The following is a 17,645-nucleotide window of genomic DNA, read 5'->3' on the forward strand; positions in this document are numbered from 1 at the left end:
CTTAAGCTCTAAATTTGTTAGTAATTGGATAACGCCAATCTCTTCCAAATGCGCGCTGCGTGATTCGCACGCCAATCGGCGACTGCCTGCGCTTGTACTCGTTAATCTTAATCAATCGAGTTACCTTTTCAACATCTTCGGCTTTAAACCCTTCAGCAATAATCGACTCAATAGACTGATCTTGCTCCATATATTTAGCCAAAATAGCATCTAAGATTTCATAAGCAGGTAAACTATCCTGATCCTTTTGATCAGGCCTCAATTCAGCAGATGGCGCCCTAGTCAAAATCCTCTCAGGAATCACGTGACTTAAACTATTTCTATATGCGCAAAGTTTATAAACCAAGGTTTTCGCAATATCCTTAATCACAGCGAAACCACCTGCCATATCACCATACAACGTACAGTAACCAACAGCCATCTCACTCTTATTACCAGTGGTTAAAACAATACGACCACTCTTATTGGACATCGCCATCAATAAAGTACCTCGGATGCGCGCCTGAATATTTTCTTCGGTAGCATCAATCGGTAAATTTTTAAATTCATTTGCTAGTGAATGTTCAAAAGCTTCAAACATTGGGGCAATAGCAATTTCATCATATTGAACAGATAAGTTATCCGCCATTTCTTTGGCATCAATCCAAGAAATATCCGCGGTATAACGTGAAGGCATCATCACGGCACGAACTTTGTCTGCCCCCAAGGCATCTACAGCAATCGCCAAGACCAACGCAGAATCAACACCACCTGATAAACCAATAATCGCACCCGGGAAACCATTCTTAACAATGTAATCCTTAACACCCAATACCAAGGCTTTATAAACTTGAGCTTCAATAGGTTGCTGAGCAACAATCTCACCAACCTCGATATCCTGATCGATAAACCTCACCAACTGAAACGCCTCCTCAAACTGAGGCAATACAACGGCTAAATCAGCAGATTGGTTAAATGCAAAAGATGCTCCATCAAATACCAATTCATCTTGACCACCAACGGCATTGACATACACCAAGGGCAAACCTGTTTCTAAAACTCTTGACCTAAGAATATCGGTTCGTAGACTCTGCTTCTCAAGGTGATACGGTGAGGCATTCGGAATAACCAATAACTCTGCACCGGCATGCTTTGCTTGAGCTGCAGGAGCGCTATGCCAAGCATCTTCACAAATAATTAAACCTACTTTGGTGCCATCTACATCAAAAATGCAAGCGTCATTACCTGGCGTGAAATAACGCACCTCATCAAATACCTCATGATTAGGTAACTTTTGTTTGGCGTAGGTAGCTATGACCTCACCACGATATAAAACACCAGCCACATTTTGCAAACCATCATGTGTTCTGCTTGGATAACCAACAATCACGCGCAAATCAGAATAAACAGCCAGCTGTTTAGCTAAGAAAGCAACTTGCGCCTCGACAGACTGAATAAAAGCTTCACGCAATAACAAATCTTCAGGGGGATAACCTGTGACAGATAACTCTGGGGTTAGCAGTAATTTAGCGCCCTCGTTATGAGCACGCTCGGCAGCTTTTAGAATAAGCGCCACATTTCCTGGTAAATCTCCAAGAACAGGATTTGATTGAGATAGGGCAATAAAAAAGGGAGGCATGGAGCTATTATCCCATTGCCTCCGCTTAGAGTCAGCAGACTCGCGAATTACTTAGTTTTGTTGTAACGCTCAACGCTATCTAAGATTTCTTTCTTAGCAGCCTCAATACCGTCCCAACCTTTTACTTTGACCCATTTACCTTTTTCAAGGTCTTTGTAATGCTCAAAGAAATGTTGAATTTGTTGGGTAACTAATGGGTTCAAATCTTCCATTTTTTGAATATTTGCGTACATCGGCAAGATTTTTTCTGTCGGAACTGCCAACAACTTGGCATCACCACCAGATTCGTCATCCATATGTAAAACACCCAAAGCACGGCAAGTAATCACTACACCTGGAGGAATTGGGAATGGTGTTAACACCAACACGTCAGCAGGATCGCCATCTTCAGACAATGTTTGTGGAATATAGCCATAGTTACATGGGTAGTGCATCGCTGTACCCATAAAACGGTCTACAAATACTGCGCCAGACTCTTTATCCACTTCATACTTCACCGGATCAGAATTCATAGGAATTTCAATGATGACATTGAACTGATCTGGGATTTTAGAACCAGGTTTTACATTGTTTAAGCTCATGTGCTCTCCATGCTTTTCGTGAAATTGGGTGAAATCTTAGCAAAACAACCCCTCAGTTCCCTGACGGCCATTTATGCGGTGCAGCAAAATTATTAAAAGTATGGCATAATCTCGCTTGTAGTATGAAACATCGTCCCCAGTCAGAGTTCTATTAAAGAGAACTGCATGCCTTTTTGTTTGTCTGTTGGTCGATGCCTTAATTGACCAACCACAGAAAGGACATCCCATCCTAAGGGATGTGCGCCACTATGACTATTAGTTTTAAAGAGCTAGGATTAGCTCAACCCCTACTTCAAGCAACAACAGCACTAGGCTATACACAAGCTACGCCTGTTCAAGAAAAAGTAATTCCTGCTGCCCTATCAGGCGGCGACTGGATGGTAAGTAGCCAAACAGGTAGCGGAAAAACCGCAGCCTTTTTGCTGCCATTGCTACACCAGTTAATGGAAGCCAACCCAAATGGCAAACCTATTCCTGGCAGAGCAGAGCCTCAAGTATTGGTTTTGTGCCCAACACGCGAACTTGCTCAACAAGTAAGTACAGATGCTATTAATTTGGTTAAATTTGCCAAAGGTATTCGTATTGCAACCATCATGGGTGGCATGCCATACGGCAAACAAATTTCGCAAATTAAAGGCGCAAACCTTGTTGTTGCTACACCTGGCCGCTTATTAGACTTAAGCAACAGCCGCGCTATTCGCTTGGATAAAGTGAAGTGCATGATTGTTGATGAAGCAGACCGTATGTTAGATCTTGGCTTCCAAGACGACATCGAAGCTATTCACGAACTATGTGCCGGCCGTGGCCAAACATTAATGTTCTCTGCAACATTTGCTCCACGCATCATGCAATTAGCAACAAGCCTCATGAATAACCCTGGCCGCATCGAACTAGCCAGCGCCCAAGATAAGCATGAAAACATTGCTCAAACATTGCATTGGGCAGATAGCGTTGCGCACAAACATAAATTATTGAGCCACTGGTTATCAGACCCAAGCTTGGAACAAGCCGTTGTATTTGCTAGCACGCAAGTTGATAGCGAAACCATTGCCGACTCATTGCGCGCAGACGGTCACGAAGCGACTGCCTTGCACGGCGCAATGCCTCAAGCAGTACGTAACCGTCGCCTTCAATCATTGCGTAAAGGCCAAACTCGTATTTTGGTAGCAACCGATGTAGCCGCTCGCGGTATTGATGTGCCAACGATTACTCACGTGATTAACTTTGGCCTACCAATGAAAGCCGAAGACTATGTTCATCGCATCGGTCGTACTGGTCGTGCCGGACGTAGTGGCGTTGCTATTACGTTAGCTGAGCACCGTGATCGTTCAAAGATTCGCGCTATCGAACAGTACACACAACAGCCTTTACAAGCTGAAGTGATTCCTGGTTTAGAGCCACAAGAGAAATCACGTAAACCTTCTCATCGTCCTGGATCAGGTCGCCCTGGCCGTTCTTTTGGTGGGAAAGGAAAAAGCAACGCTTCAAACTCTCATCGTCAAGGTCAAGGTCAAGGCCAAGGTGAAGGCAAAAGCTTTAAACAAAATCACTTTGCAAAACCATCAGGTCCAAAATTTGCTGGTGCAGGCAAGCCATCAGGCCCTAAATTTGGTGGTGCAGGCGGCAGACCATCAGGTCAGAAGCCTTCTGGTCAAAAGCGCTCATTTGCATAAATTTCTTATGTAAACAAAATAAAGGCACCCTAGGGTGCCTTTATTTTTATATAAGCCTTATGGAAAATACTAACTAGATATTCAAAGGCAGCAAAAGTATCCTGATTAAAAAGGATATATATGCAATCTCTAAAAATAAACCTCATTATCGCTGGCTTACTCGCATTAACTATCGCCAGCATTAGTCAAACTGTTTTAGCTCAAGCTGACCCTGTCATCGGCACTTGGAAAACAATTGATGACAAAACTGGTCAAGCTAAATCACTCGTAAAAATTGATATAGTTAATGGTGAATTACAAGGCACCGTTATACAAACTTTCCCTAGCCCCGGCGAAACACCCATAACCCATTGCACACTTTGTTCAGATGCTAGAAAAAATCAACCTATTATTGGTATGAAAATCATGAGCGGCTTAAAACAAGATAAAACTGGCTACTGGTCCGGTGGGGAAATCTTAGACCCTAAAGAGGGAAAAATTTATAAAGTAAAACTAAGTACCGATGATGGCAAAAAATTAGATGTACGTGGATACATTGGCATTGCCCTGATTGGACGAACTCAAACTTGGCAAAAAGAATAAATCAATTAACTCATCATGAAAAAAGCCACCCGTAGGTGGCTTTTTGCTTAATTAGTAGCTCTTAGATATTAAAGAACATAACCAATGTGAGCAGCTGCCAAGGCAAACAAAATTGCCAAACATGTTGCGCCAGCTAACATCACGATCAAAGTAATGATCTTTTTGTTAATTTCTTCTTTACTTTCGTTATGCCATTCGTTCATTTAGAGCTCCCTCTTAAAAAATCTGCCATTTCCGACATTATCCATGAAACTCAAGCTTATTTGATATTTATCAGCTCTCTTAATTCATAAATAAGTTCACTGGGAGTTAAACCAATGGGCCCAGTCCCTTTGTTTACAAGAAAATCAGCTGCGGCTGAGTGCAACTCCACCCCCAAACAAACCGCCTCATAAACTGATAAATTGTGCCGTATACCCTGCGCCATTAAAGAAGCTAACAGCCCCGTTAATACATCACCCATACCACCCACGCCCATGCCAGGGTTACCTCTTTCACAACATAAAATGGCATGATCAGGTGCTGAAATAAGCGTGTTTTGCCCTTTCAGCACCACCACAGAGCGAGTGACATCGACCAATTGCTCGATGCTATCGATGCGATTAGCCTGAATTTTTTCAGAAGTTACCTTAAGTAAACGAGCGGCCTCCCCAGGATGCGGGGTTAAAACTGTTTGGAAAGCTGGTCTTTTTTTCAACAAATCCAAGAGTGATTCATCTTCTGACAAAAGATTGATCGCATCAGCATCTAGCACCAAAGGACATGAGCACATTAATGCCAAACGCAATATATCTTTGGCCAAATTACCTTGACCTAAGCCAGGGCCAACCGCTAGCACATCGGGAGCAACCTCCATGATTAGATCTTTTTTTGCAGGCTTAATCATCAGCTCAGGCTGATCTAAAACAAAAGTGGCAGCCTGCGAATCTAATACACCCAGAATGGTCCAACCAGACCCACTATACAAAGCAGCCTTACCCGCCAAAAAAATTGCCCCAGTCATTCCGGCAGATCCACCGATGAGAAGTACCTTGCCAGCATCCCCTTTATGCTCATGAGGCTTTCTTTGCAGGCGTGACAATAAAGAGAGAGAATCTAAAATTTGTGTTTTCATACCATTAATAACAACGCATATACTTCAGATTACAACAAATAAGGAGATACCATGAATTTACATTTGTATTACTGTCCAGGCACCTGTTCTTTCGTTCCACATGTGGCGCTAGGACTCGTTGAAGAAGCGACTGGCCAAAGCTACACAAGCACACTCATTAATTTAAAAAATGGTGAACAACAAACCCCAGAATATAAAGCCATTAACCCAAGAAGCCAGGTGCCAGCTCTCCTTATTGATGGAAAACTACTAACCCAAGTAATAGCTATTGTTAGTTATTTAGATAGCAAGTTTCCTAAGGCGCAAATTTTCCCTACCGACCCGATGGAAAGAGCCCAAGCACTGTCAACACTAGCCTGGATGAATAATACTGTCCACACAACATTTACTAGAGTATTTAGACCCGAAAGATTTAGCGCAGATGTTGCAAGTGCGAAATCTATGGCGCTTGAAATTTTCAAATCTTATCTAGCAGAAATTGATGGCATGTGCCAAAAAAATTCACCCTACATTTGCGGTAGCCAATTAACACCTGCAGATATTTATGCCATTGCCTTCATTAGATGGGCTGGCGTTGCTGGCGTGGACCCATGTGCCTATCCAAATTATCAAGCTTACGCTCGTAAAGTAGCAGATCATCCTGTCGTCAAAAAGATTATGGCGAAAGAGGAAATTACGTTAGACACCTACGCGAAATAACGTTCGCTAGACTTAGACCAACGCTTTAACAATAAAGCGTTGGTTATAACGCTCACACTAGAAGCTGCCATGGCAAGACCAGCCATTACCGGACTCAAATAACCTACCGCAGCTAATGGAATGCCAATCAGGTTGTAAAAAAAAGCCCAAAATAGGTTCTGCCTAATCTTTCGCCAAGTTGCTCTTGAAATGTCAATCGCATCTGGCACTAATCCGGGATCGCCCCTCATTAATGTAATACCCGCCGCATGCATAGCAACATCAGTTCCGGTTGCCATAGCGATTCCCACATCAGCGGCCGCCAAAGCAGGCGCATCATTAATACCATCCCCCACCATGGCCACATAATGAGCAGTTGATTCTTTCTTTAATGATTGAATGATTTTGGCCTTATCAGCCGGCAAGACCTCAGCAAAGACCTGATCTATACCAACCTCATGAGCAACCAAGTTAGCAACTGTGCGGTTATCACCTGAAATCATGACAGTTCTCACCCCCATGCTCTTTAATCGAGCAATGGCAGATGCTACCCCTGGCTTTAACTCATCACCAAAAGCAAATAAACCCAACACCTCTTGCTTTGTGACATTTTTCAACCAAGATACACTTAATCCATCATTTAAATATTGCTGAGCTATCTGATTAAAAATAATTTTCTCTGCTTCATCAGCATCAGCTAGCAATCCATGGTGACTCACTAACGAAAACTCATCATGAGATAGCGAACTAAGCCCAGAAACACCCCGCCCTACCAATGCCTTTATTTCAGAAAACAAGGCAGGTTCAATTTTTTTATCAACAGAAAAATCAACAATCGCTTTAGCAAGAGGATGTTCACTTCCCATTTGCAAACCATGAGCCAATGCAATGATTTCAGATTCCTGATGAGGCTCTAATGGTCGCATGCCCATGACGCGAGGATGCCCAATTGTTAACGTACCCGTTTTATCAAAGGCCACCACATTGACACGATGAGCCAATTCAAGAGCCTGAGCATCTTTAATTAAGATGCCATACTTCGCTGCAGCGCCCGTACCCGCCATAATGGCTGCTGGTGTTGCTAGACCTAAGGCACAAGGGCATGCAATCACCAAAATAGCTACTGAATGCAAAATAGCTTCTTCTAAATGTCCCAAATAAAAGAAACTAAATAAAAAATTTGCCGCTGCAATTAAAACAACTACCGGCACAAACCATGAGCTAACCTGATCAACCAATCGTTGAATGGGTGCTTTTTCAGCTTGAGCATCCTCAACCAAACGAATCATCTTGGCTAAAGTGCTTTCCTCACCAACACCTTCGGCCTGTATTAGTAAACGCCCAGCACCATTCATGGAACCACCCGTCACTTTTGAATGAACGGTTTTAAGAATTAATTTGGTCTCACCAGTTAACATCGACTCATCTAATTCACTACTCCCTTCCAACACCACCCCATCAACTGGAATACGTTCGCCCGGCAATACAACCACCCAATCACCAGGAATGATTTGACCAATAGGCACTTCCAGATAAGCCATATTAGGTTCAATTGTTTTTGAACTAATGAGCTTCGCTTTTTCAGGCCATAAAGTTTGTAATGCGGTAATAGCTTCCGTGGTTTCTTTTTTAGCCCTCTTCTCCAACCACTTACCCAACATGACAAGCGTGATAACAACTGCTGCACTCTCAAAATAGAGCTCATGAGGGTTTCCCCAACCCGACCGCTGCCACTGATAAATACTTAAACCATATGCTGCACTCGTACCGATAGCCACCAACAGATCCATATTTCCAGAACCGGATAACAACCCTTTATATCCAGCCACATAAAAACGTGAACCTAAAATGAATTGAACCGGAGTAGCTAATAAAAATTGAACTAATGCGGGTAACATGACATGGATACCCCAAGCCATTAAAAGCATGGGCAATACTAATGGAGCAGATAAAAGAATCGCGATAAGTAGAGCATTTGTGCCATAAAGATCAATTATTTTTTTTCGAGCCTGAGTCTGATGTAAATGATCAGCCAGAGTAGCTTCATAGCCAGACTTCTCAATAGCCTCTATCAACGTTTTCTGAATGTCGCCCACCAAACTGACATCAGACGTTCTTATTTGAGCTTTTTCAGTCGCCAAATTAACGCTGGCCGCGTCAACACCCGGCACTTTTAATAACGCTTTTTCTACTCGCGCCACACAAGAAGCACAAGTCATACCATCTATTTTTAAGGTGACTAATTGACTCATACGACTGATAATGAAATTGTAGATACCATAGAGGTTAATTGTCCTCTTATTTACTGTCAAAAGGAAAACATATGCCTACATTTAGCGTGAATGGAATGAACTGCGGTCACTGCACTAAAACCATTACCAATGCAATCTTAGCAGTAGACCCTTCCGCCAAAGTTGAAACGGATATACCTAGTAAAACTGTGAAAGTGTCTAGCGAGAAGAGCATAGAAATCTTAAGTTCGACTATCTCAGAAGCAGGTTATGAAGTAACTGCAACAGGATCATGATGCCTTTAGACCAAATTATTCAAACAGTTGCCATTTACGCAATTCCGGTTATTTTCGCCATCACATTACATGAAGCAGCACATGGTTATGCCGCCAAATTATTTGGCGATAACACTGCTTACATGTTGGGTCGTGTCACCCTCAACCCGCTAAAACATATCGACCCTATGGGAACCATCGTAGTTCCTTTATTGCTTTATTTCGCGACAGCGGGAACTTTTTTGTTTGGGTACGCTAAACCCGTCCCCGTCAGATTCAGTCATTTAAAACACCCCAAAAAAGACATGGTTTGGGTTGCCCTAGCTGGCCCAGGATCCAATCTAATTCAATCAGCTTTATGGGCTCTGGTTTATCTGCTACTACTAAAACTAAATATCAGCGAACGATTCTTTATTGAAATGTGTCAAGCTGGAGTTCTAGTTAATGTGGTGATGTTTGCCTTTAACCTATTTCCACTACCCCCTTTAGATGGTGGTCGCATCTTGGTTGGCCTGCTTCCTTGGAAGCAAGCTGCAGCTCTATCACGCATAGAGCCTTGGGGGTTTTATATTGTCTTAGGACTATTGTTAACCGACATCATCAGTCGCTTTTGGATGCACCCCATGATGTCTGTCACTTATTGGTTCTTAGACACCATCCTCATCCCAATCAGACTACTTCTGCAAGCTATTTAATTTAGTAGCACAATAAGGTTTTACGGAGGCCCCATGAAAAAACAATTACTTATTTCCGCATTAGGCTTGGCATTACTAAGCCCATTAGCTCAAGCTCAATTTTCAAAACCAGAAGACGCCATCAAATATAGACAAGCGAGCTTCACAGTGATGGCTAATCATTTTTCCAGAATCGGCGCTGTTGTTAAAGGCGAGAAACCTTTCAATAAAGAAGAAGTAGCTGCTAATGCTGCTGTAGTTGCATCTTTGTCGCATCTTCCTTGGTCAGCATTTGGTCCTAGTACTGAAGGCGGCAAAGCTCAACCTGAAATCTGGAAAGAAGCTGATAAATTTAAAGCTGCTGGCGACAAAATGCAAAAAGCAGTTGCAGATCTTAATACAGCAGCTAAATCAGGCGACTTAGAGACTATTAAAAAAGCTTTTGGCGCTACCGGACAAACTTGTAAAGCTTGTCACGATAACTATCGCAAGAAGTAATAGAGAACACTTGCTATAGCCAAATAAATAACTACAGCAATTAATCTAAGTGAGAAACTATCCCTGGCAACAGGGATTTTTTCTGTCCACTCTTTATCGCCAGTAACCATAGGCTTAACTAAATCAGTCTTCTTCATCCATCTGTAATAAAGAATGGCTCCAATATGCAGCGCCACTAGCGTGATCAACACAGACTCATTTAAGCGATGAATACTCGTTATTAACTCGGTCACACTTGAACTGACATACTTAACCAAAGGCCCCTCAAAAGCAATGTCATCACTAGCGAATAAACCGGTCACAGCTTGCAGCAGCAAAAATCCCAATAAGGCGATAACAGATAACGCCCCTAAAGGGTTATGTCCTGGAACTTCAGTAGGATTTTTTAAATAACTTAAGACAGCTTGGGGTGATTTAATAAAGTTAAAAAATCTAGCGTAATGACTTCCAGTAAAACCCCAAATAACTCTAAATAAAAGAAGGCTCAAAATAAAATAGCCAAATCTTGCATGCCACACCAAAGTACCACCATCGTCATCAGCACTAATAAAACTACCCAACACAGCTAAAACTAGCGCCCAATGAAACAAACGTGTTGGCAAATCCCATATTCTGATTTTCATATTTAACCCAATTAGATTACGATAACGCTCATGCGCCAATATATTGCAACAGCCCTCTTCGCCTCAAGCATCCTATTAACTGGCTGCCTTATGCAACCAGTTTACAGAGTATCTACCGAACCCGTCAAAACGGTTTCACATGTAGACCTTCATCGCTATCTCGGCAAATGGTATGAAATATACCGACTCCCCAATTGGTTTGAAGATGCTGACTGCATTACTGTTACAGCTGAATACAGCGCCCTTCCTGATAACCAGATTAATGTACTGAACTCCTGCCAAAAGAAAGATCAATTAAAGCAGGCCAACGGCCTTGCAAAAATCGCTGATACTCAAAGCAATGCCAAGCTAAGAGTTTCTTTCTTTAGACCATTCTATGGGGACTATTGGGTTTTGGATCTAGCTACCGATTACTCTTGGGTTCTTGTTGGAGAACCATCCGGAAAATATTTTTGGATCTTAGCGAGAGACCGTCATCTAAATCCACAACTAGAGGAAGCATTACTGCAAAAGGCTGAAAAACTAGGCTATCTTAGAAAAGATTTGGTAAAGCCAACAAATCAACTATAGCAATCGTTATTTATAGCGCGCCAAAACATCGTTGGCCGTCCGCTCTTGCCCATCAGCGAATGCTTTGTAACAAAGACCTGCACCACTTTGGTTACGCCCTTTTTTAGCTTCTTGCTGCATCGTATACATCGCATTAAAGCACTCGCTTCTTGAGGCATATTCATATGTTTTTATCTGAGTCGGCTTATCGTTCTTTAACCACGTGAACTCAAGCGTCCAATGACCATTAGATTGATTGGCCACTTTGCTTTCATCAATAACTGAACAAGCAGAAATTAATGTTAAAAGAGTTAGGCCAACAATTCTTTGCACTTTCATTAATTGCGCCCTCTCTTTGTATTATTTTTTTAATTGAAAAAGGCTATCGGACGATAGCCTTTTTATGAATCGTCAGATTATCGACGAGATCTCGTTGTTTTTTTAGCAGCTGTAGATTTTTTTGTTGCCGTAGACTTTTGAGCCGCAGGTTTTTTAACCATTCGCTCAAAATTTTCCACACCTTGTTCCGCAGCCTCAGCTGCCTGCTTAGCCATCTTGCGCCCTTCTTTTAATACCTTATTGCCAGCATCGGCGATATCTCTAACAACATCAGTAAATTTATCAGAGCCGGCAGGTAAATTTTTACTAGCCTCTTTCAACCAAGTCTCCATAGCATGGCGAGCTTTATTGAGATGCTTTTCAGCTTCATCTGCAGCTTCATCCTCTATGGTTTTTAAAAGTGTTTTGACTTTCTTCTGATAGGCCACCATCCGCGCGCCAGCCTCTTCGGCAAATTTTTCTTGCAAAGCCTTTAATTTAGCAACATCATTAGTTGCAGCTTGTTTGGCATAAGATTTTGCATGATCCATGCTGGCCTTTATTTCAGCCGCCTGATGCTCACTAAATTGCTTAGCTGTCTCTAGCAATTTATGCGAAAGTGCAAATAATTCTTTAGCGCGCTCTACTTGCCATTCCATTAAGTCTTTTTGTGTTGCCATTTTCATCTCCAAACAAGTGGTTGATTCTTAATCCTATACCTAAACAATCGACTTGCCAATCAATAAAAAGCCTTGTTTTACATTTTTGTCATATTTGCCCCCTAGCCCTATAATTCGGCAACTTTCCATAAAAGAGGACCAAATGCTTATCTGGTTTGTCATTATTTACTGGGTGATCTCTATCGGCATCGGCCTATGGGCAGCCATGAGGGTAAAAAATACAGCTGACTTTGCTGCGGCTGGACATAGCCTACCTATGTACATAGTTACGGCCACCGTTTTTGCCACTTGGTTTGGCTCAGAGACAGTTTTAGGTGTGCCAGCTACTTTCTTAAGAGAAGGTATGGGCGGCATTATTTCTGATCCATTTGGGTCATCCATGTGCCTAATCTTAGTGGGCCTCTTTTTTGCACGACACCTTTACAGTAAAAAATATTTGACCATCGGTGACTTTTTTAAAGAAAAATATGGCCGCACGGTTGAAGTGTTAGTAACACTCTGCATCGTTGTCTCTTACCTTGGTTGGGTAGCTGCGCAAATTAAAGCGCTCGGTTTAGTTTTTAATGTGGTCTCTAACGATGTCATGTCGCAACAAACCGGGATGATTCTAGGTGCAGCTAGCGTACTCATCTATACCTTATTTGGCGGCATGTGGTCTGTAGCGATTACAGATTTCATTCAAATGATCATCATTGTATTGGGCATGCTTTATATTGGCTTTGAAGTAAGCAACCTAACTGGGGGCGTTGATGTAGTTATTAATCATGCCGCAGCGGCAGGGAAACTTGCCATCTTGCCCGATTGGAACTTAGCTGCAGTACTCGGATTTGTTGCAGCACTTATTACTATGATGTTGGGATCCATTCCACAACAAGATGTTTTTCAAAGAATCACGTCATCAAAAAATGAAAAGATTGCTGTAAGAGCTTCTGTACTTGGTGGTGTTCTTTACTTCCTATTTGCGTTTATCCCCATCTTTCTCGCTTATTCAGCCAGCTTAATTAACCCTCAATTAGTTGAAAATTATTTACAGACAGATTCGCAATTAATTTTGCCCAATCTCATCTTGAACCATGCGCCTTTATTTGCACAAATTATGTTCTTTGGTGCCTTACTATCGGCCATTAAGAGCTGTGCGAGCGCGACACTATTAGCGCCATCTGTCACTTTTGCTGAAAATATTGTGAAAGGTCTTTTCAAGCACTTAAGCGATAAGCATTTATTAAAAATCATGCGCATCACCGTTCTATGCTTTACAGCTATCGTGACTATCTTTGCATTGAACTCAAATCTGTCTATTTTTAAGATGGTGGAAAACGCCTATAAGGTAACGTTAGTAGCGGCATTTGTGCCACTCGCCTTCGGCGTCTACTGGTCAAGAGCTAATACATTAGGCGGTCTTTTAGCTGTCATAGGTGGGCTTAGCAGCTGGATTGTCTGTGAGATTGTTTGGCCTGATGGTATAGCCCCACCTCAATTAGTCGGCTTGTGCGCTAGCCTTGCTGGGATGTTAATTGGTGGGATGGTGCCCAACAACATGTTAAAAACAACCCATTCAAAATTTTAAGATTTTTGTTTTTACTCCTCCCCATTAAAAATGCCACCTAAACATCTGGTGGCATTTTTTATTGATATTTTTAATGGGGAGGTTATTTTCTTGAAGCTCGCTTCTTCGTTGCTTGCGATGTCTGAGATAAATTACTCATATTCTCCACACTCTTTTCAAAGTTATAAAAAGAATCTGCCGTCGCGGCACGGATCAACTCAAAATTCTGTAACGCTTGATTAAAAGCTGTCTTAAATGTAGACACATACGCGTCCGACCCAGCTGGAGCGTTAGCAGTCGCCTCATTAACAAAATGAATTAAATCACTTTTAGACTGAGCAATCATATCTTCCGCAATTCTCGTTAATTCACGATTACCCGTTTTTAATACCTGAGCCACCTGATGTTGATAACTTGCAACCTGCAATGCGGCATCCTGAAGTACCTGTGCCTGCACCAACTCAAAAGCAGCCCTAGGATCTTTTACTTTTAATAACTCTGCAACTTTTTCTTGAAAAGCATGTGCCAAATCTTGCGCTGCCTGCTGATTTAATTTGGCAATTTCTTGTGCATTTTTAACCGCCACCTCGGCCATGGCACGAGAAGATTCCGCAGCCCTTTTCTGACTCTCAAACAAAGTTTCATTCATTGGCTTTTTCATACAAACACCTCCCATTTAGGTAAATATCGTGCTGCATGTAACCAATCTATCAGCCCTCAAAACCTATAGCAATAGATATTTTCAAAAACCATCTAGGAAAAACCCGAAGAAAGGAATATGACATCAGGTAGACCAACCATCAACAAATCAAATTCATCTACAATCATTTCATGAATGAACTAATCAAACTCACAGCAAAAGACCAATTCCAATTTGATGCTTACCTAGCAAAACCTGAAGGTAAACCAGTTGGTGCCATTGTGCTTTTACAAGAAATATTCGGCCTTAATTCTCACATTAAGGCAACAACTGACAAATACGCAGCCGAAGGTTACCTAGTCATTGCCCCAGCAACACAAGCTAGATCTGAGCCTGGCTTATCACTTGGCTACACACAAGAGGATATGACCAAAGGTTTTGCACATAAAACCTTTGTTGAGAATCTTCCCAACGAAGTTAGCATGCTTGATATTCAAGCCGCTATTGATTATGTTGCTCATGCGGGTAAAGTTGGGGTAATTGGTTACTGCTGGGGTGGCTTACTAAGCTGGCGATCAGCATGTAAATTAAATGGCTTATCTGCAGCAGTCAGTTATTACCCAGGCGGCATCGCCAAAGAAATAAATCTAACTGCAAAATGCCCTGTCCTCATGCATTTCGCCAATCAAGACAGTCACATCCCATTATCAGATGTTGAACTATTTAAAGCATCTCAAAGAAACGTTGAGGTCTTTGTATACGAAGGACAACATGGCTTTAATTGCGATCAGCGAGCCGCCTACAATCAAGCGGCTGCGGATCTAGCTAGAGAAAGAACTCTAGCTTTTTATAAAAAATACTTACAGAGCAATTAAGGTCTATTCGCTAGAACCTGCATCGCCACGATATAACCATACACGCCGCAACCAACAATAATTCCAGCGGCGGCTGGCGAAATATACGAGTGATGCCTGAATGACTCCCTAGCATGCACGTTAGAGATGTGCGTCTCAATCACAGGTAAACCGCCAACACCCACGATTGCATCATGCAAAGCAATGGATGTGTGCGTATAAGCACCTGGATTAAAAACCACGCCTTTTAATTGGCCTGCCTTATAGGCCTTACCTGCTTCATGAATCTTATCCACCAAAGCACCTTCATAGTTACTTTGGAAGAAGTCAACTTCATAACCCATGTCAGCCGCTTGTTTACGACACATAACCTCCAAATCCGCCAAAGTCGTTGTGCCATATTTTTCTGGCTCGCGCGTACCCAATAAATTTAAATTGGGGCCATTCATAATGAGAATTTTTTTCATATCAACCTATTAATTATTTTTTATTTTCTTCGTTCTTTTTCAATAAGCTTAAAAAGTGGGCTTCGACCCTAGCAGTATCTGCTTTTTTGCCAGTAAACAATTCAAAAGCACCTACTGCCTGACCAACTGCCATAGTACCGCCATTTACAACCGCACAACCACGGGCTTTAGCAATTTTTAATAACTCAGTTTCAATAGGGAAATAAACCACCTCAGAAATCCATAAATTCTTAGTAATCAATTCCTCTGGCAAAGGCAAACCTGGCAACTTTGTCATTCCTGTTGGAGTTGCATGAATCAAACCGGTAGCACCAACAATCGCCTCGCGAATATCTAAAGAATATGTACTTCTATTGCCATATAAGGCATTCAAATCATTCATTAAATTTTCACAACGCTTAGAATCTGTATCCACAATCACCAACTGCTTCACACCCAAACGTAAAGCAGCATGAGCAATCGCTGAACCAGCGCCACCCGCACCTAACAGAACCACTTTAGTTAAGTCTGCATTAGGTAATGTATTTTTAAAACCCATGCTCCAACCAGAACCATCTGTGTTGTGACCAATTAATTTACCGTCTCTATTAATAACAGTATTAACAGCGCCCATTGCCTTAGCCTCTTCGGATAACTCATCCAATAAAGGAATAATCGCCTGCTTACATGGGAAAGTTACATTAAATCCAGAGAAGCCAATGGTTCTCATAGAGTCAACCAAATGTGGCAATACCTCAACACCTAACTTACGTAAATCCAAATCAATAATTTGATAATGCACTCTTAAGCCCTGGTGGCTTGCTTCCATTTCTTGCATCGCCGGCGTTAAGGATTGCTGAATCCCACTTCCAATTAATCCAAGTAATAATTTAGGGGCACTTTGAGTAACAGACATATCGACTCTCTCCATTAGTAAATTAGGTGTAGCTAATAGCTTATTCAGTTGCATGAGTATATTGCGACTAAAAAATAGATTGTCCGATAATCGAACAAATAGTTCTTATAGAGTTCATTTTCGAATAAATTTTCCAAAAAATTATCAAAAATATCCGAAAATAAGGCCTACTTTTAAGGAAATAGATGTCTAACAATTTTGGCTTCATGAACATTCTGGCGATTACATCGCCTATATTCATCATTATTGCAATCGGTTATATCTCGGTAAGCCGTCATATATTTCCCAAAACCAGCGTGAGATCTTTAGGTCTGCTAGTTATTAACTTTGCCTTACCTGCTCTTCTTTTTAAAGCAGCATCAGAACGGCATATCAGCAGCATTTTTAAAATCGAATATGTTTTAGCTTACGGCATCGGCTCTTTACTTGCATTTACTTTAATTTTTTGGATTGCGCACAAGCAAGGGAAAACCGGGGAACAAAGCGTCGTTAGTGGACTCGGTTCAGCTTTCTCCAACACAGGGTTTGTAGGCTACCCTATTATTCTTAGCTATCTTGGAGAAGATGGTTTATCAGGCGTTGCTTTATCCATGATTGTGGAAAATATTTTCTTACTTCCACTCATATTAGCCATCGCAGAAAATATTTCACAGCGCCATAAAAAACTTCTCCCCACTTTAATTCACTCCCTCAAAGGAGCGATTAAAAACCCTATTGTTATTGCGATTAGCTTAGGTGTTTTATTTTCCATTTTTGAAATTCAAACACCAGCCCCCATATCAAAAGTGATTAGCATGTTTGCCGGGGCTTCTAGTGCTGTAGCGTTGTTTGCAATTGGTGGGGTATTGGTAGGTCTAGAGTTAAAAGGTTTAGCTAGCCAAATTAGCTTAATAGCTTTTGGCAAACTGATCATTCACCCACTAATGGTCTTTATTGTGATTTTGTTGCTGCCACCATTCGATCCAAAGTTACAAATCGTGGCGATCGTTTTAGCAGCCATGCCTATGATGAGCATTTATCCAATACTTGGACAAAAATATGGTGAAGAAACCAAATGTGCAGCAGCTTTGTTACTTGCCACCATTTGCTCTTTCTTCACCATCAACCTACTTATTTGGGTACTTAACCACTACTACTGGACCGCTTAAT

General features: G+C 41.7%; 21 protein-coding genes. 10 read left to right on the forward strand and 11 right to left on the reverse strand.

Annotated features, from left to right (window positions below):
• Position 1: 1 nt before the first annotated feature.
• Complete coding sequence (locus ICV01_RS06895) at positions 2-1,618, reverse strand: NAD+ synthase (RefSeq protein ID WP_215286888.1); 1,617 nt, start codon at positions 1,616-1,618, stop codon at positions 2-4.
• A gap of 47 nt (positions 1,619-1,665) precedes the next feature.
• A complete protein-coding gene (gene ppa, locus ICV01_RS06900; RefSeq protein WP_215286890.1) occupies positions 1,666-2,199 on the reverse strand; it encodes an inorganic diphosphatase in 534 nt (177 codons plus the stop codon).
• 248 nt (positions 2,200-2,447) lie between these two features.
• On the opposite strand from ppa, the gene ICV01_RS06905 reads away from it, so the two are divergent.
• Together ICV01_RS06905 and ICV01_RS06910 are read left to right on the forward strand one after the other, a co-directional pair.
• A complete protein-coding gene (locus tag ICV01_RS06905) occupies positions 2,448-3,872 on the forward strand; it encodes a DEAD/DEAH box helicase (protein WP_251369333.1) in 1,425 nt (474 codons plus the stop codon).
• Between the two features lie 120 nt (positions 3,873-3,992).
• On the forward strand, positions 3,993-4,454 hold the full coding sequence (locus ICV01_RS06910) for a DUF2147 domain-containing protein (protein WP_215286892.1): 462 nt from the start codon (positions 3,993-3,995) through the stop codon (positions 4,452-4,454).
• Between the two features lie 68 nt (positions 4,455-4,522).
• Here the strand turns inward: ICV01_RS06910 and ICV01_RS09135 are convergent, their stop codons facing one another.
• Both ICV01_RS09135 and ICV01_RS06915 read right to left on the reverse strand, forming a co-directional pair.
• Entirely contained in the window at positions 4,523-4,657 is a 135-nt protein-coding gene (locus ICV01_RS09135; protein WP_256440694.1) for a hypothetical protein, read from the reverse strand.
• A gap of 56 nt (positions 4,658-4,713) precedes the next feature.
• Positions 4,714-5,568, reverse strand: coding sequence for an NAD(P)H-hydrate dehydratase (locus tag ICV01_RS06915; protein WP_215286893.1), 855 nt, complete (start codon positions 5,566-5,568; stop codon positions 4,714-4,716).
• 51 nt (positions 5,569-5,619) lie between these two features.
• Here ICV01_RS06915 and ICV01_RS06920 point away from each other — a divergent pair, with 51 nt between their 5' ends.
• The gene (locus ICV01_RS06920; RefSeq protein ID WP_215286894.1) at positions 5,620-6,267 is read left to right on the forward strand and encodes a glutathione S-transferase family protein; all 648 of its coding nucleotides are present in this window, start codon (positions 5,620-5,622) and stop codon (positions 6,265-6,267) included.
• On the opposite strand, the gene ICV01_RS06925 is transcribed toward ICV01_RS06920, so the two are convergent.
• Complete coding sequence (locus ICV01_RS06925) at positions 6,255-8,498, reverse strand: cation-translocating P-type ATPase (RefSeq protein WP_215286895.1); 2,244 nt, start codon at positions 8,496-8,498, stop codon at positions 6,255-6,257. The genes ICV01_RS06920 and ICV01_RS06925 overlap by 13 nt on opposite strands.
• 71 nt (positions 8,499-8,569) lie before the next feature.
• Here ICV01_RS06925 and ICV01_RS06930 point away from each other — a divergent pair, with 71 nt between their 5' ends.
• From ICV01_RS06930 to ICV01_RS06940, 3 genes are read left to right on the forward strand one after another with little or no spacing between them, the layout of a single operon-like run.
• Positions 8,570-8,773, forward strand: coding sequence for a heavy-metal-associated domain-containing protein (locus ICV01_RS06930; RefSeq protein ID WP_215286897.1), 204 nt, complete (start codon positions 8,570-8,572; stop codon positions 8,771-8,773).
• The gene (locus tag ICV01_RS06935; protein WP_215289171.1) at positions 8,773-9,447 is read left to right on the forward strand and encodes a site-2 protease family protein; all 675 of its coding nucleotides are present in this window, start codon (positions 8,773-8,775) and stop codon (positions 9,445-9,447) included. The genes ICV01_RS06930 and ICV01_RS06935 overlap by 1 nt, the downstream gene beginning before the upstream one ends.
• A gap of 33 nt (positions 9,448-9,480) precedes the next feature.
• Entirely contained in the window at positions 9,481-9,924 is a 444-nt protein-coding gene (locus tag ICV01_RS06940; RefSeq protein ID WP_215286898.1) for a cytochrome c, read from the forward strand.
• Here the strand turns inward: ICV01_RS06940 and ICV01_RS06945 are convergent.
• Positions 9,909-10,547, reverse strand: a complete 639-nt coding sequence (locus ICV01_RS06945) for a cytochrome b/b6 domain-containing protein (RefSeq protein WP_215286899.1) — start codon at positions 10,545-10,547, stop codon at positions 9,909-9,911. The two genes, ICV01_RS06940 and ICV01_RS06945, sit on opposite strands and share 16 nt — an antisense overlap.
• Positions 10,548-10,577: 30 nt before the next feature.
• Between ICV01_RS06945 and ICV01_RS06950 the strand changes: the two genes are divergently transcribed.
• Positions 10,578-11,117: a lipocalin family protein gene (locus tag ICV01_RS06950; RefSeq protein WP_215286900.1), complete on the forward strand. Its 540-nt coding sequence runs from the start codon at positions 10,578-10,580 to the stop codon at positions 11,115-11,117.
• Between the two features lie 6 nt (positions 11,118-11,123).
• Here the strand turns inward: ICV01_RS06950 and ICV01_RS06955 are convergent, their stop codons facing one another.
• Complete coding sequence (locus ICV01_RS06955; RefSeq protein ID WP_215286901.1) at positions 11,124-11,435, reverse strand: hypothetical protein; 312 nt, start codon at positions 11,433-11,435, stop codon at positions 11,124-11,126.
• A 77-nt stretch (positions 11,436-11,512) separates the two neighbouring features.
• Positions 11,513-12,094, reverse strand: a complete 582-nt coding sequence (locus ICV01_RS06960; RefSeq protein WP_215286902.1) for a phasin family protein — start codon at positions 12,092-12,094, stop codon at positions 11,513-11,515.
• 142 nt (positions 12,095-12,236) lie between these two features.
• On the opposite strand from ICV01_RS06960, the gene ICV01_RS06965 reads away from it, so the two are divergent.
• Positions 12,237-13,661, forward strand: coding sequence for a sodium:solute symporter family protein (locus tag ICV01_RS06965; RefSeq protein WP_215286903.1), 1,425 nt, complete (start codon positions 12,237-12,239; stop codon positions 13,659-13,661).
• An 82-nt stretch (positions 13,662-13,743) separates the two neighbouring features.
• Here the strand turns inward: ICV01_RS06965 and ICV01_RS06970 are convergent, their stop codons facing one another.
• Complete coding sequence (locus ICV01_RS06970; RefSeq protein ID WP_215286904.1) at positions 13,744-14,301, reverse strand: phasin family protein; 558 nt, start codon at positions 14,299-14,301, stop codon at positions 13,744-13,746.
• Between the two features lie 170 nt (positions 14,302-14,471).
• Between ICV01_RS06970 and ICV01_RS06975 the strand changes: the two genes are divergently transcribed.
• The gene (locus tag ICV01_RS06975) at positions 14,472-15,155 is read left to right on the forward strand and encodes a dienelactone hydrolase family protein (protein WP_215286906.1); all 684 of its coding nucleotides are present in this window, start codon (positions 14,472-14,474) and stop codon (positions 15,153-15,155) included.
• On the opposite strand, the gene aroQ is transcribed toward ICV01_RS06975, so the two are convergent.
• Together aroQ and ICV01_RS06985 are read right to left on the reverse strand one after the other, a co-directional pair.
• Positions 15,152-15,601: a type II 3-dehydroquinate dehydratase gene (gene aroQ / locus ICV01_RS06980; protein WP_215286908.1), complete on the reverse strand. Its 450-nt coding sequence runs from the start codon at positions 15,599-15,601 to the stop codon at positions 15,152-15,154. The genes ICV01_RS06975 and aroQ overlap by 4 nt on opposite strands.
• 13 nt (positions 15,602-15,614) lie before the next feature.
• The gene (locus ICV01_RS06985) at positions 15,615-16,496 is read right to left on the reverse strand and encodes a shikimate dehydrogenase (RefSeq protein ID WP_215286910.1); all 882 of its coding nucleotides are present in this window, start codon (positions 16,494-16,496) and stop codon (positions 15,615-15,617) included.
• Positions 16,497-16,681: 185 nt separating this feature from the next.
• On the opposite strand from ICV01_RS06985, the gene ICV01_RS06990 reads away from it, so the two are divergent.
• Positions 16,682-17,644, forward strand: coding sequence for an AEC family transporter (locus ICV01_RS06990; protein WP_215286912.1), 963 nt, complete (start codon positions 16,682-16,684; stop codon positions 17,642-17,644).
• The last annotated feature ends 1 nt before the right edge of the window (position 17,645 follow it).

Source organism: Polynucleobacter sp. MWH-Spelu-300-X4 (assembly GCF_018687515.1).
Classification (GTDB): Bacteria; Pseudomonadota; Gammaproteobacteria; order Burkholderiales; family Burkholderiaceae; genus Polynucleobacter.

What these genes read in the sequence shown, in the direction of transcription:
- ICV01_RS06895 (WP_215286888.1), bottom strand. Translation starts at nt 1,618, where the DNA reads ATGCCTCCCTTTTTTATTGCCCTATCTCAATCAAATCCTGTTCTTGGA.
- ppa (WP_215286890.1), bottom strand. Translation starts at nt 2,199, where the DNA reads ATGAGCTTAAACAATGTAAAACCTGGTTCTAAAATCCCAGATCAGTTC.
- ICV01_RS06905 (WP_251369333.1), top strand. Translation starts at nt 2,448, where the DNA reads ATGACTATTAGTTTTAAAGAGCTAGGATTAGCTCAACCCCTACTTCAA.
- ICV01_RS06910 (WP_215286892.1), top strand. Translation starts at nt 3,993, where the DNA reads ATGCAATCTCTAAAAATAAACCTCATTATCGCTGGCTTACTCGCATTA.
- ICV01_RS09135 (WP_256440694.1), bottom strand. Translation starts at nt 4,657, where the DNA reads ATGAACGAATGGCATAACGAAAGTAAAGAAGAAATTAACAAAAAGATC.
- ICV01_RS06915 (WP_215286893.1), bottom strand. Translation starts at nt 5,568, where the DNA reads ATGAAAACACAAATTTTAGATTCTCTCTCTTTATTGTCACGCCTGCAA.
- ICV01_RS06920 (WP_215286894.1), top strand. Translation starts at nt 5,620, where the DNA reads ATGAATTTACATTTGTATTACTGTCCAGGCACCTGTTCTTTCGTTCCA.
- ICV01_RS06925 (WP_215286895.1), bottom strand. Translation starts at nt 8,498, where the DNA reads ATGAGTCAATTAGTCACCTTAAAAATAGATGGTATGACTTGTGCTTCT.
- ICV01_RS06930 (WP_215286897.1), top strand. Translation starts at nt 8,570, where the DNA reads ATGCCTACATTTAGCGTGAATGGAATGAACTGCGGTCACTGCACTAAA.
- ICV01_RS06935 (WP_215289171.1), top strand. Translation starts at nt 8,773, where the DNA reads ATGCCTTTAGACCAAATTATTCAAACAGTTGCCATTTACGCAATTCCG.
- ICV01_RS06940 (WP_215286898.1), top strand. Translation starts at nt 9,481, where the DNA reads ATGAAAAAACAATTACTTATTTCCGCATTAGGCTTGGCATTACTAAGC.
- ICV01_RS06945 (WP_215286899.1), bottom strand. Translation starts at nt 10,547, where the DNA reads ATGAAAATCAGAATATGGGATTTGCCAACACGTTTGTTTCATTGGGCG.
- ICV01_RS06950 (WP_215286900.1), top strand. Translation starts at nt 10,578, where the DNA reads ATGCGCCAATATATTGCAACAGCCCTCTTCGCCTCAAGCATCCTATTA.
- ICV01_RS06955 (WP_215286901.1), bottom strand. Translation starts at nt 11,435, where the DNA reads ATGAAAGTGCAAAGAATTGTTGGCCTAACTCTTTTAACATTAATTTCT.
- ICV01_RS06960 (WP_215286902.1), bottom strand. Translation starts at nt 12,094, where the DNA reads ATGGCAACACAAAAAGACTTAATGGAATGGCAAGTAGAGCGCGCTAAA.
- ICV01_RS06965 (WP_215286903.1), top strand. Translation starts at nt 12,237, where the DNA reads ATGCTTATCTGGTTTGTCATTATTTACTGGGTGATCTCTATCGGCATC.
- ICV01_RS06970 (WP_215286904.1), bottom strand. Translation starts at nt 14,301, where the DNA reads ATGAAAAAGCCAATGAATGAAACTTTGTTTGAGAGTCAGAAAAGGGCT.
- ICV01_RS06975 (WP_215286906.1), top strand. Translation starts at nt 14,472, where the DNA reads ATGAATGAACTAATCAAACTCACAGCAAAAGACCAATTCCAATTTGAT.
- aroQ (WP_215286908.1), bottom strand. Translation starts at nt 15,601, where the DNA reads ATGAAAAAAATTCTCATTATGAATGGCCCCAATTTAAATTTATTGGGT.
- ICV01_RS06985 (WP_215286910.1), bottom strand. Translation starts at nt 16,496, where the DNA reads ATGTCTGTTACTCAAAGTGCCCCTAAATTATTACTTGGATTAATTGGA.
- ICV01_RS06990 (WP_215286912.1), top strand. Translation starts at nt 16,682, where the DNA reads ATGTCTAACAATTTTGGCTTCATGAACATTCTGGCGATTACATCGCCT.